The 13,228-nt window shown below is 51.3% G+C and carries 10 protein-coding genes; 6 read left to right on the top strand and 4 right to left on the bottom strand.

Translation table 11 applies throughout. The annotated features are described in order from the left end of the window. The first annotated feature begins 76 nt into the window (after nt 1-76). Both B5D63_RS03820 and B5D63_RS03815 read left to right on the top strand, forming a co-directional pair. Entirely contained in the window at nt 77-1,030 is a 954-nt protein-coding gene (locus tag B5D63_RS03820) for a YiiG family protein (RefSeq protein ID WP_078667424.1), read from the top strand. A gap of 137 nt (nt 1,031-1,167) precedes the next feature. Next, nucleotides 1,168-1,881, top strand: a complete 714-nt coding sequence (locus B5D63_RS03815; protein ID WP_078667423.1) for a pirin family protein — start codon at nt 1,168-1,170, stop codon at nt 1,879-1,881. A 7-nt stretch (nt 1,882-1,888) separates the two neighbouring features. On the opposite strand, the gene B5D63_RS03810 is transcribed toward B5D63_RS03815, so the two are convergent. Further along, nucleotides 1,889-4,282, bottom strand: coding sequence for an ABC transporter permease (locus B5D63_RS03810; RefSeq protein WP_078667422.1), 2,394 nt, complete (start codon nt 4,280-4,282; stop codon nt 1,889-1,891). 174 nt (nt 4,283-4,456) lie between these two features. Here B5D63_RS03810 and B5D63_RS03805 point away from each other — a divergent pair, with 174 nt between their 5' ends. Both B5D63_RS03805 and B5D63_RS03800 read left to right on the top strand, forming a co-directional pair. Beyond that, nucleotides 4,457-5,983 carry a sensor histidine kinase gene (locus B5D63_RS03805; RefSeq protein ID WP_078667421.1) on the top strand — a complete coding sequence of 509 codons (1,527 nt, stop codon included), beginning with the start codon at nt 4,457-4,459 and terminating at the stop codon, nt 5,981-5,983. Between the two features lie 6 nt (nt 5,984-5,989). Further along, nucleotides 5,990-7,048, top strand: coding sequence for a response regulator (locus tag B5D63_RS03800; protein WP_078667420.1), 1,059 nt, complete (start codon nt 5,990-5,992; stop codon nt 7,046-7,048). A 276-nt stretch (nt 7,049-7,324) separates the two neighbouring features. Here the strand turns inward: B5D63_RS03800 and B5D63_RS03795 are convergent, their stop codons facing one another. Continuing rightward, entirely contained in the window at nt 7,325-7,711 is a 387-nt protein-coding gene (locus B5D63_RS03795) for a hypothetical protein (protein ID WP_078667419.1), read from the bottom strand. A gap of 11 nt (nt 7,712-7,722) precedes the next feature. Then, nucleotides 7,723-8,412 (bottom strand): hypothetical protein, encoded by a 690-nt coding sequence (locus B5D63_RS03790; protein WP_078667418.1) that lies wholly within the window; start codon nt 8,410-8,412, stop codon nt 7,723-7,725. A 203-nt stretch (nt 8,413-8,615) separates the two neighbouring features. Between B5D63_RS03790 and B5D63_RS03785 the strand changes: the two genes are divergently transcribed. Beyond that, nucleotides 8,616-8,993, top strand: coding sequence for an Hpt domain-containing protein (locus tag B5D63_RS03785; RefSeq protein ID WP_078667417.1), 378 nt, complete (start codon nt 8,616-8,618; stop codon nt 8,991-8,993). Between the two features lie 6 nt (nt 8,994-8,999). On the opposite strand, the gene B5D63_RS03780 is transcribed toward B5D63_RS03785, so the two are convergent. Beyond that, nucleotides 9,000-10,445: an ArnT family glycosyltransferase gene (locus B5D63_RS03780; protein ID WP_159455879.1), complete on the bottom strand. Its 1,446-nt coding sequence runs from the start codon at nt 10,443-10,445 to the stop codon at nt 9,000-9,002. Nucleotides 10,446-10,685: 240 nt separating this feature from the next. Here B5D63_RS03780 and B5D63_RS03775 point away from each other — a divergent pair, with 240 nt between their 5' ends. Further along, the gene (locus B5D63_RS03775; protein ID WP_078667415.1) at nt 10,686-13,190 is read left to right on the top strand and encodes a cation-translocating P-type ATPase; all 2,505 of its coding nucleotides are present in this window, start codon (nt 10,686-10,688) and stop codon (nt 13,188-13,190) included. Nucleotides 13,191-13,228 lie beyond the last annotated feature (38 nt).

The following is a 13,228-nucleotide window of genomic DNA, read 5'->3' as shown; positions in this document are numbered from 1 at the left end:
TAAATATTATATTTGCGGCATTATTTCAATCAAATTACCCCGGTCATTTGTTTAATCCAATAATCACCATTTCACTATGAACAAAAAGTTCCTTTACGCAGCCATGAGCGTGGCTATGCTCTCTGTATCTGTATCATGTGACAACAGCAAAGGCGCAAAGGGCCCTGCCGCCTACGAGAATAACTCCGTAGAAAAAGCCAGTCATGTTATTGAATACACCAACCTGCTGATTGACATAGCCAACAAACAAAACAGCTATATCACCCGGGTGGCCGAGAACACTGATAAAATTGAGAAAGGGCTGAAAAACCCTTCCGACCATTTCGCTTTTATTGGTATCATTACCCCTACTTATTTTGACATGGTAAGATCCATGAACAAAATAAAGCCGGAAGAGCCGGTGGACGAGCTGAGCAGCGACGATAAAAAGTTCTTCAAGGAAAAGGTACCAGCCTACACCGCCAGCTTCAAAAAACTGCAGGAGCAGTACAAAAAACTGTCCGACTACCTGAAAGCGGAAAACTATAAAGACGATAAAAGCGCGCAGGGCTTTGCACTGGTGGATTCTATCCGTACCACCACCCAGCAGCTGATGACAGACAAAGCGGTGCTGATGAAAAAAGTCAATGAAATCGCTGACGCCAGCGAAGCCATTGTACTGAAAGAAAGCCCGCTGAAAGATTACATCCTCGCCATGAAAGCGGACCTGAAATCTGTCCGTGAATTCGTGGAACTGGCAGAAAGCAGCGAAGGCGACTACAACGCTATCAAACAAAAAGCAGAAGCCGCTTATGCCGCGCTGGAAAAAGCCCAGGCCGAACACAGCCAGCTGAACCAGGACAACGCTAAAAAGGAACGCAAAGACGGCTACTATAAATCTTTCTACGACCGTGTGAACGACTTTCTGATCACCGCCAAAAAAATAATGCGTGACAGCGCTGAAAAAGGCAAGATAGATGAATACCAGGTAGAATCACTGGGCAGCAGCTATGACAACCTGATCAGCAGTTATAATTCTTTTAACAGCTAGTTGCTCACGCAAAGACGCTAAGCAGCAAAGGCGCCAGGAAATTTAATCTTTCGCGCCTTTGCTTTTTTATAAATCTTATAAAAATCTTCGCGCCTTTGCTGCTTAGCTGCTTTGCATGAAACCCAACCCGATTGACTATGAAAACACAATACTTCCCTGCCGGAGAAAGAGGCGTAAAAGACATCGGATGGCTGAAAAGCAATTTTTGCTTCAGCTTCAGCGACTACTACCACCCTATGCGCAGCGCTTTTGGTACGCTGGTGGCTTTCAACGATGATTTCGTGACCGCCGGAAAAGGTTTCGGTATCCATCCGCATGTGAACATGGAAATTATTTCCGTGCTGCTGAAAGGTAAGATGAACCATAAAGACACACTTGGTTACAGCACTAAAATAGAAGCAGGCGGCGTGCAGATCATGAGTGCGGGTGAAGGGCTAAGACATGAAGAGTACAATGTAGGAGAAGGTGATGTGAATTTCCTTCAGATATGGATACAGCCTAAGTTACAGAATATTACCCCCCGCTACCAGCAACGCAGTTTTCCCCGCAGCAAAAGAAAAAACCGGCTTACCACCATCGTGTCGTCAGAGGAAGGCCAGGAACACTGCTGGATCAATCAGAATACCCGGCTCTCCCTCGGGTATTACGACCTGCCCGGCTCTGTACCTTACACGCTCCATCCGGTCAATAAATGCCTGTTCATCTTCCTGATCGAAGGTACCCTGAAAGTGAACAACCAGGTGCTGCATCCCCGCGATGCCATAGGCATCTGGGAAGCCAGCGAAATCAGCCTGCAACATGGCGAAGAGACCGAGTTCCTGATCATAGAAACACCTATTAACCAGAAATAACCACCTGTTATTCTCCCCTCAGACTTTTTACCGGGTTAGCCATCGCAGCCCGTAATGCATGGAAGCTCACCGTCACCATGGCAATGAGCAGCGCCATGAGACCGCCGGCGGCAAACAGCCACCAGGGCAGACCAACGCTGTAAGCATAGGAATGCAACCACTGGCGCAGGAAATACCATGCCAGCGGTACCGCCAGCATAAAGGCAATGCCCACCATCACAACAAATTCGCGGGAAAACAACACTACGATATTGGCAACGGTGGCGCCCAGCACTTTCCTTACACCAACTTCCTTCACCCGCTGAACAGCCATGTAGGAGGCCAGCCCGTAAAGCCCCAGGCAACTCAGGAAGATGGCAATACCTGCAAACAAACGGTACAGCATGGATAACTGCATTTCGCGTGTATAGAAACCGGCGATCTTGTCGTCCAGGAACTGGTATTCGAAAGGAGTATCCGGGTATACTTCTTCCCATGTTTTTTCGACGTTACGCATGGCTGCAGAGAGATCAGTTCCTGTAAGCCGCACCGTAGCATTAAAACAAGGGTCTTTAAAGTTGAACAGCAACAGCGGCGCTACGGCGTCTTTCAGGGAAGTGGCATGAAAATCCTTTACCACGCCCACTACTGTACCTTTCATAAAGCCCCACATTTCAATCCGTTTGTTCAGTACTTCTTCCGGTTGATGATAACCCAGTTTTTTGACCAGCGTTTCATTAATGAGAAACTCCCGGACAGAATCGTTGGCGGTCACGTTGCGCCCTGCGGCCAGCGGAATTTGAAACAGTGGCAGATAGGCGGTATCAATCGCTTTGTGGATAGCATTCAGGTCGGAGCTTCGCGGGCTGTTATCAAATTTAAAATCGGTCCACCAGTTGTCATCCGATGCCGGTGGCGCGGTATTGAAACTAATAGCAGACACCTGTGGCAGCCTGGAAAGCCGCTCGTGAAACAGGTCACGCTTAGCGCTTAATGATGCGGCCGGCATCGGCAGGTTGACGATGTAGTCTTTTTCAAAACCCATGGCGGTGGTACGGAAAAAGTCCATCTGCTTTACGATGATCAGTGTGCCGATGATCAATGCCTGTGCAATCATGAACTGGAATATGACCAGCCATTTACGCAGGAAAAAGCCGTCCGACCGTTGTTGCAGCAACCTGTTTTTCAGCGTGCTTACGGGGTTTGTGCGGGCCAGTACCATGGCCGGATAAATTCCGGACAGCAGGGTGACGGTCACCAGTACCGCTACCAGGAAAAGGCCGGTTGTTACCAGGAAGAGTTCCGTCCGGGGCAGTGGTACGCCCAACATCGCCCCTAATGGCTGCAGGAGTGCGCCTGCCACCGAAAAGCCCAGCAGGCAGGAGAACAGCACCAGTATAAACGTTTCCACCAGGAACTGCAGCCGCAGCTGACCGGGATTACTACCCAACACCTTACGGATGCCGGCTTCCCGGGCACGCTGCACTACCTGTGCCGTGGAGAGATTGATGAAATTGATACAGGCGATCAGTAAAATGAAGCCGGCAATACACCACATGGCCCGTACGCGGTCCGGTGTAATGCCGTGAGCGGCGATATTTTCGGGCAACTGGCTCAGATGCACGTCTTGCAAGGGTTGCAGCAAAAAGACATTCTTCAGCCCTGCCGGCAGGTATTTTTTAGCCAGCTGCGCCAACTGCCGGTCTACCTGCGCCACGTCGGCCTTCGGCGTGAGCAAAACATAACACTGGTAAACAGAAGTCAACCCGCCCCAGTCATTATTCGCTGCATAGGGCGTAGCGATGAACGGCACCAGCAGGTCAAACTGGAACTCTGTGTTGACCGGTCGTTCTACGATACCGCTGACCTGCAGCTGCAGGTCGGCGCCCAGCCGGATGGTTTGACCCAGCGCTTTTTTCCAGTCGCCGAAATAACGTGCAGCCGTTTCGCGGGTGAGTACCAGCGCCTGTTTGTCAGCCAGCACAGCAGGATTCCCCGCCAGCCAGGTAAAATCGAGCAGCTGGAAAAATGCCGGCGTCACCGCGAAGATGCCTTTCTTTTCCTTGAACGTTTTGTGAAGCAGGCTGTGTTCTTCCGGTAGCCGCACCTCCATGTCCGGGATCTGCACAAACGGGCTCACCGCCGCGATGGTCGGAATTTCGGCGGACAGTACGCCCGGCAGTGGCACCGATACAGAGCCGGCCATCACATCGCCCCCATTGGGTTTGGCCATCCGGGTAACCACCCGGTACACCCTGTCCTGATTGGTATGAAAACGATCGAACCCCGTCTCAAAACGGATGATCGCAAAGATAACCAGGCAGATGGCAATGCCTGCGGACAAGCCAAGTATGTTAACAACAGTATAGACCTTGTTACGGCGCAAACTGCGGGAAGCTGTTTTGAAGTAGTTGATCAACATAGTAAGGCTACAAGCGATCAATATACCAACTTCATAGCCCTCTCAAAATGATAATTTTACTAATTAAAATTAAAATAACTTTGTCCAGTTGCGCAAAGAGATTGTCCGAAATCGGACGACCTGTATTTTTATAACCATGGATTCCTTATTTTTATAACAGACCCTTTCAGACCCATGACCATCATAAGCACGGCACATATGCCAGGTTTTGAGCTGCTCTTCAATCATGCTACCCAGGGCATACTCCTGGTAGACGGGGCCGGCCTGATCAAGGCGGCCAATCCATGTTTCCTGGAATGGAGCGGCCATACGCCCGAAGAAGTGCTGAACAAGCCAACAGACAGCCTGCTGGCTGGTGATATCCGGTCGTGGCTGCGTTGTAAAAACGGGCAGGTGATCCCGGTGAAAGTGACCACCACCTCTTACCTGCAGGAAGACCAGCACTACCAGGTTTGTTTCATTACCGACCTTTCCGCGCAACAGCAAACGGCCGATGCCCTGAAAAGAGCGCAGGACGCCCAACAGCTGGAAGCGCACATCATGGCCGGGAAAGAATCGGCCTACCGGAGGGTCAGCAATTTCCTCAACAGCATCTGGACCAACCTCGACGCCATACTGATTGTGACCGAACCCATGGGGCATATCCGTTTCTTTAATCCCGCTGCGGTAAAAATGCTGGGTTATCCTGCCCGTGAGGTGACCGATACCGGCTCGCTGATACAGTTTCACGACTTCGGGGAACTGGAGGACCGCGCCGCCAAACTCTCGGAAGAGCTGCAGCAGGTGGTGGAACCCGGGTTCGACGTCCTGACGGCCAAAGCTCGGCTCAACCTGCCCAATGAATCTGAGTGGAGCTACATCCGCAAAGACGGCACCCGTTTTCCCGTGGCGTTAACGGTATCGGCTATACGGGATGAAAGTCAGCAGGTCACCGGGTACATCGCCATTGGCCTCGACATCTCTGCCAGGCGGAAGTCGGAAGCGGAGCTGCGGCAGGCGCTGGACAAAGAGAAAGAGCTGAATGTGCTGAAGTCCCGCTTCGTGTCTATCGCTTCCCATGAATTCCGTACGCCGCTCAGCACCGTCTTATCCTCTACCTACCTGCTGGAAAAATATACCACCACAGAGGACCAGCCCAAGCGGCTGGCGCATATCCGGAAGATAGCATCCGCCGTGCACCTGCTCACCGATATCCTGAATGATTTCCTGTCACTCGGAAAAATCGAGGAAGGAAAAATTCAGGTACGGCCGGCGCTCACCGATACGCGTAAACATGTGGAAAAGATTCTGGCGGAAGCCGAAGGACTGAAACGCGGCAAACAACAGGTGGTATACCACCACGATGGCCCCGCGGAGAGTACGTTCGACGGAAGCCTGCTGCGCCATATACTGACCAACCTTGTATCCAACGCATTAAAATTTTCACCCGAAGAAGGTACCGTGTATGTACGCACGTTAGCTACCCCCTACCGGCTGACCGTGTCGGTAAAGGATTGCGGTATCGGTATCAAACCGGAAGACCAACAGCACCTGTTTGAAAGATTTTTCCGCGGCAGCAATGTCGAAAACATCCAGGGCACCGGACTTGGCCTGCATATCGTGGCCAAATACACGGAACTGATGAAAGGACAGATCACCTGCCACAGTGAACCAGACAAAGGCACCGAATTCATCGTTCATATTCCCACCCCCAAAACCTGACATATCTTGGAAAAAATCCTGCTGATCGAAGACAATAAAGATATCCGCGATAACCTGTCGGAGATTCTTGAACTGGCCAATTACCATGTACTGACGGCCTCCAACGGTAAAGAGGGTGTGACCATAGCCCTCGAACAACAGCCCGATCTCATCGTATGCGATATCATGATGCCCGTGCTCGACGGCTACGGCGTACTCCATATGCTGCATAAGAATGAAAGCCTGCGGCCCATCCCGTTCATTTTCCTCACCGCCAAAACAGAACGCACCGACGTCCGGAAAGGCATGGAAATGGGCGCCGACGACTATATCACCAAACCCTTTGAAGGCGCCGAACTACTGAGCGCCATCGAGAGCCGTCTCCGGAGATGTGCGGAAATACGGCAGCCGGAAGCTTCCGGCATCAGCGGATTACACACGCTGCTGTCCAATACCTCCGGCAAAGACCTGCTGGCCTCCCTGAAAGAAGGCCGGAATACCAATCACTATAAAAGGAAACAACAGATATACGCTGCGGGCAACCGGCCCGATAGCCTCTATTATATCATGGAAGGCAAAGTGAAAACCTATCAGCGCAATGATGATGGTAAGGAACTGATTACCGGACTGTATAACGAAGGGGATTTTCTGGGGTACACGGCTTTACTGAAAGCAGGCGCTTACCAGGAAAGCGCGGAAGCCATCGAAGATACCGTACTGGCTATTATTCCACACCAGGATTTTGAAAACCTGGTGAACAACAACCCGGAAGTGCTGAGCCGTTTTGTACAGCTGCTGGCGAAAAATATTGCGGAAAAAGAACAACAACTGATTGCGCTGGCCTATAGCTCCCTGCGTAAAAAAGTGGCTTCCGCCCTTATCACGCTGGACCATAAGTACAACACCACACAAAAACCACAATTTGAAATAGATATCAGCCGGGAGAACCTGGCTGCGGTGGCCGGAGTGGCCAAGGAGTCGCTGATACGCACACTCGGGGATTTCAGGGACGAACAACTGATTACTTTACGCGACGGGACCATCGTACTGAAGGAAAAAGAAAAAATCGCCGCAATGCGCAACTGATCCGGCCTAAAACACTTTTTGCCCCGGGCCTGTAAGCCCGGGGGACAAAAAATGATCTTCACACATCGTCACTTTCACATTCCCCACAATTTCAAACCCCCCATCTCTGCATAGCACTTTCACATTCCCATCCATTCACAAACCATCCCCACATCCACTTACACAATCTTTTCATCCACGCTGTCGTTTCCTCGGTCTTGCTACACTTTCATCCGCACATTCACATTACATCTTTTACACGATTTTCCTTCTCATTTATCAATCATTCAGGTATCTCTACTCTAATTGCCAGTTGCGCAACAGGTTATTGAACGCCGCTTTCATCTTTTCAAATTCTTCCTGCATCTTCCGCATATCCTGCGTGAGCACCGGCCAGTCGTGTGGCGCCTCTTCACTTGGCTGTGGCACAATGTCCAGCCAGTCCAGCTGCTCCATCACTTCATGCCGCAATAACTTCAAAGACTCGTTTTTGCTGATCATTTTTTCCTGAAAGGCTTCCGCCTGGTCCAGGAAGTCCCGGGAATTAATATGGCGCAGGGAGTCAGTCAGCCTGTCTAACAGTGCCGTGTTCTCTTTTCTTAATCCTTCCAGAATACTAAGCCATCCTCTGCATATCTGCTGGTCTTGCAGATTCTTTCCCCTGATTTCTTCCCGGTTGTTCATAGTAAGTGCTGCTAGTTATAATACACCTGCAGACCATTCAGCCTTTGCTGGTCTTCCCAGTGTTGCAGCAAGGTAACCATTCCACGCTGTATCAGAGACATCTCCTTGATGCTGTTGACCAGGTCCTGCATTTTTCGATCTGCACAAATATCATAAATATTACTGTCACCGTCAATACATTTTTGTAAATATCTGGCGGTCCTGTTACTCTCTCTGATAAAACCCTTCATCACATCCCGCACGTTGCCGTGATAGTCTGGCCTGAAGGACTGTAAAGCCGCATCATCGGCCTTGATACGGATCGCCGGTTTCATTTCTTTTTCCAGGCTTTCCAGCACCACCGCCTGGTAAGTGCTCAGTTCCCGGTAATAGCTGATGATCACCTCGTTGAACTCCACAAAGCTTACCGCATTGTGTTGCATCTCCTGTCTGCTGGCCACATACAACGCCTCCAGTTTCCGGGAAAGCTTTGTTGCCTGCGGCAACGCCGTTTCTTTCAGCTGCCGGGCCAGTTCCGCCGCATAGTAACCGTTATAATCAAATATCTGTCGCTGATTTTCCAGCAGCGTTTTGATGCCAGACTTTGATTTATACTGTTTGAAGATGTATCCTCCGTATTGCCGCAGCCTTCTGATCGGATAAAAAAGAAAGCCTTCACAAAATCTCCGCTGCAGGGATGAGGAAAAAAAACCGGTAAACATATGCGTTCATATTAAAAAAAGAAAACCATTAAATATTCCCGACATCACAAAGGTACTTCCACCCCGGACCCTGAACAATGATAATTGTAGCAACATGCAATGATTGTCATCAACGCAACCGGTGACGGCCGTCACCGAAATCCGGCTAGTTGTCGTAACTTAATGGTACATATCTAATTATAAAACCCCTAAAGCCACCCCTTATGCGTAATTCCGCGGAAAAACTCCGGCAACTGGCCAATGTGGCCACCCCGGCCTACTCCTTTGAGTACCTGCTGCTCGTCAGCGCCGGCGATTACAAATTCCTGAAGGAAATCGCCTCCATGTACCTCGATGCGCTCCTGGAATATGTGAACAGCTGCCGCCAGCTGGCAGCAGATAAAGATCTCGACACCCTCAAACACCAGACACATAAAATAGCAACGTCTTTCAAAAGCCTCGGCATGGACTACCTGCAGCCCTGCTTCGACCAGATCAAACACACCGGCGCCTGGGACAACGCCACCAATGACAGCATTAACATACTGATCAACACCGCGGAAAATAATGTTCCCCTGGTAAGGAAAGACCTGGACCTGTAACGGCGGCTACTCTACCGCAGGCGGTAGTGGCGGCCGGTAGCCGTAACAGCGGTACACCAGGAACTTACGTACCACCCTGCCATGTAGTTTCACAATAATAGGCGGCAGCGGCTCCAACTCCGCAAAATAAGGCTTCAGCTCATCTGCATATGCCTGCTCGTCCTTATCATCGTTCACATCTGTCAGGGAATTGATAAAGATGGCATTCCTGCCTTCCAGCCGCCTCAGATCTGTACCGATATAATCAAATTGAAGCGCATTCTCCCCGATAACATTCCTGGAATAGACCATTCCGGGAAGATAGAAATTGAGCATGGCGCTCGTTTTATAATCATCAGCAGAAAACATAAAATCATCGGGGTACTGCGCGCGTATCTCCCGCGCCGCCTTCCCCAAACCGTCCCAGCCAATCATGGTATCATCTGAATGAATAGGCACAGGATAAAAAAGAATCTCCACCGCCAGCACCAGATGCACCACCATGGAAACGATCCATTGCCAACGGATATATTTCATGCCCATCCAGGCACTCACCCAGATAATACCCGTGATATACGCCGGCATCATCCAGTTCAGCTTCACCCAGTAAACAGGAGATATCAACATAAAACCCAAAAACGGCGGCAGGAAAAAACACAGCAGGAACAGCTGCTTTGCGGGCACACGCCACAACCTCCGCCGGTAACGGCCGAAAGCCCTGTACAAATAATAAAACAAAGCGCCCAGCAACACCGGTATCAGTATCGCAGCCTGATGGCCAATGACGCCAAAGAAGTCCAGCGGATGCAGCTCTATGCCACCCACCCTTCCGGACGACTGAAAACGGAAAGAGGCAAACTGGTTTTCCACATTCCAGATCACCACCGGGGAAATCGTCAGCAGGAAAAAAGCCACAGCCAGCAACAACCACGGTGACCATAGGTAGCGCCGGTGGCGGGCAGACAGCAACAAAAACAGAATGGTGCCCGCCGGCAAAATAATACCGGTATACTTACTGTCAAACGCCAGTCCCATCGCAATGCCCGTCCACACCCAGGCCATCCGGCTGTCTTCAAACACCGCTTTGTACAACGCAATCAGCGAAACGCCCCACCACAACAGCAGCGGCACGTCTGGTGTAGACACCAGCGACAGTAGCGTGATCATCAGCGTGGAATATAGCAACAATATGGCATGGGAAGCGCGGTGCCGCGACAGGAAAAAAGTGGACAACCGGTAAAACGCCAGCAATGTGCCGATCGTCACCACCGTATCAGCCAGCTTGATCACCCAGGCATGCCTGCCCAATACATCGGTGAAAAGCCGCAACGTATAGGCGATGGCCGGCGGATGATCAAAATAGGACAACGCCGGATGCTGACCATAAAAAAAATAGTACGCATCCTGGGGCATCAGCCCCATAGCGCCAATAAAAGAAAGTCTTAATACGGTAACTACACAGATGGCAGCCACCAACCACTTATTTGCAGAGATATATCTGATAAATAGATTACTCGGACCCGGTTTCCGCATGAGTTGTGACGACAGTTAGATGATGATGCCCACAAGAACCATTCCGGACATGTTTCTGATGGGAAGATAACACTTTTGCCTGTGCCCCACCATTATTTGTTATATTAGAGACGCTATTATTTCCCCATTCTGATGCAAACTGTGGCGGTTTTCAACGGCAGTATCAATAAAAATCGGCGTATGGCAGTAAAAATCAATTTACCGGAAAATATCACCGGCCTCGACGACGCAGCAGTAGCTGCTTCCCGGGAAGAGTACGGCCGGAACCTTCCACCGGAGCCTTCCATCAACCCTGTACTGGCCCTGTTGAAAGAGATACTGCAGGAGCCTATGCTGATGTTGCTGATTGCCGTTACAGCCATCTACTTTGTACTCGGCGAATGGGGCGAAGCCTATTTTATGCTGGCCGCCATCGCGGTGGTATCCGGCATTTCATTTTACCAGGATAGCCGTAGCCGTAAAGCCCTGGAAGCCCTGGAGAAAATGAACGAGCCGCTGAGTAAAGTCGTCCGCAACGGTACCCTGCAATCTATTCCCACCACCGATATCGTCACCGGCGACATGCTGGTGGTGTCTGAAGGCAGTACCATCAACGCCGACGGGGTGATTGTGCACAGCAACGACTTCTCCGTCAACGAATCCGCGCTCACAGGCGAAGCCTACGCCGTTTTCAAGGACGCCGGCAGCGAAAACCCCCGTGTATACAGCGGCACCGTCGTAGTGTCCGGCCTCGCTATCTGCCGCGTGGAACAGATCGGCGACCAGACCAGGATAGGGCAGCTGGGCAAAGCCATCCTCGACATCCGGGAAGAACCCACCCCCCTGCAGCAACAGATAGAACGGTTTGTAAAAGGCATGGCCATTATCGGCATCGGCGTATTCCTCGCCGTATGGCTGTACAATTTCATCCAGAGCCGCAGCCTGACCGATAGCCTGCTGAAAGGGCTCACCCTCGCCATGTCCATCCTGCCGGAAGAGATACCTGTAGCGTTTACGACCTTTATGGCGCTGGGCTCCCGGCGGCTGATGCAGCTGGGCATTATCGTCAAGAAAATACGCACGGTGGAAGCCCTGGGCAGCGCCACCGTTATCTGTACCGATAAAACCGGCACCATCACGGAAAACAAAATGAGCCTGCAGTCGGCCTATAACGCTGCCGACCAAACGCTGTACCAGGACGGCCGGTGGCCGGCCGCCGTTATCCGCGCCGCCATGTGGGCCAGCGAGCCGGTACCGTTTGATCCGATGGAAAAAACGCTGCATCAACTGTATGAACAGACTACGGCCACGGATGAACGCCCGCAGTACCACATGGTGCATGAATACCCGCTGGAAGGTAAACCACCCATGATGACCCACGTGTTTGAAACCAATGACGGTCAACGGATCATTGCCGCCAAAGGAGCACCGGAGGCTATTCTCCGCGTTTGTCATCTGCCGGAGGCGGAAAAAAACAACGTACAACAACAGCTCAGTCAACTGGCGGAAAAAGGATACCGCCTGCTGGGCGTAGCTACCTCCGACTTCAAAGGCACAGATTACCCGGCACAACAACAGGAACTGCCCTTTACCTTCGTGGGGCTGGTGGCTTTTTACGATCCTCCCAAAGCCAATATCAGCCAGGTTTTCCAACAGTTTTATGAAGCCGGCATCGATATCAAGATCATTACCGGCGACAACAGCGCCACCACCAGGGCCATTGCTGCGCAGGCCGGACTGCGGCACGCCGCGGAAGCGATAGACGGCGACGCGCTCATGCAACAGTCCCTTCCGGAAATGCAGGCCACCCTGCTGCGGGTGAACATCTTCACCCGCATGTTCCCCGAAGCCAAACTGGCCGCCATCAATGCACTCAAGGCAGATAGCCAGGTAGTGGCCATGACCGGCGACGGCGTCAACGACGGCCCCGCCCTGAAAGCCGCCCACATCGGCATCGCCATGGGACAGAAAGGCACCGAGATCGCCAAACAGGCCGCCGCCCTGATCCTCGTGAACGATGACCTCTCCGGCATGGTAGATGCCGTTGCCATCGGCCGCAGGATTTATACCAACATCAAAAAAGCAGTACAATACATTATCTCCATTCATATTCCCATTATCCTCACCGTGTCGCTGCCGCTGTTCCTCGGATGGGCGTACCCGAACATCTTCACACCGGTACACGTCATCTTCCTCGAGCTGATCATGGGCCCCACCTGCTCCATCGTTTATGAAAACGAACCGATGGAACCCAATGCCATGCGGCTGCCGCCACGGCCTATCGGACAAACATTTCTCTCTTTTAAAGAGATGGCCGTCAGCCTGGTGCAGGGGCTTTTTATCACCGCCGGTGTACTGGGCGTTTACCAGTACAGCCTGTCACAAGGCCATGATGAAACCTATGTTCGCAGCATGGTATTTACCACCCTGGTACTGGCCAATGTATTTCTGACACAGGTGAACCGCTCTTTCTATTATTCATTTATCACCAGCATGCGCAACCACAACAAACTGATGGTGGGCGTTATCCTGATCACGCTGGCGCTGCTGGCATGTATGCTTTATATCCCCCCGGTGGCGGGCTTTTTCCATATCACGGCGCTGGATATACGTTCTTTGCTGATCTGCGCAGGCGTTGGCGCGGTATCTGTATGGTGGTTTGAGATATGGAAATGGAACAAACGATGTAGGAATTTAGATATTTAGATATTTGGTTATTGAAAGTAAGGAAGAGTGCTTTCATA

This window comes from Chitinophaga eiseniae, from assembly GCF_900167135.1.
Taxonomy (GTDB): domain Bacteria; phylum Bacteroidota; class Bacteroidia; order Chitinophagales; family Chitinophagaceae; genus Chitinophaga; species Chitinophaga eiseniae.
Note: the sequence above shows the minus strand (reverse complement) of the source record. Positions and strands in the feature narration are given on the sequence as shown.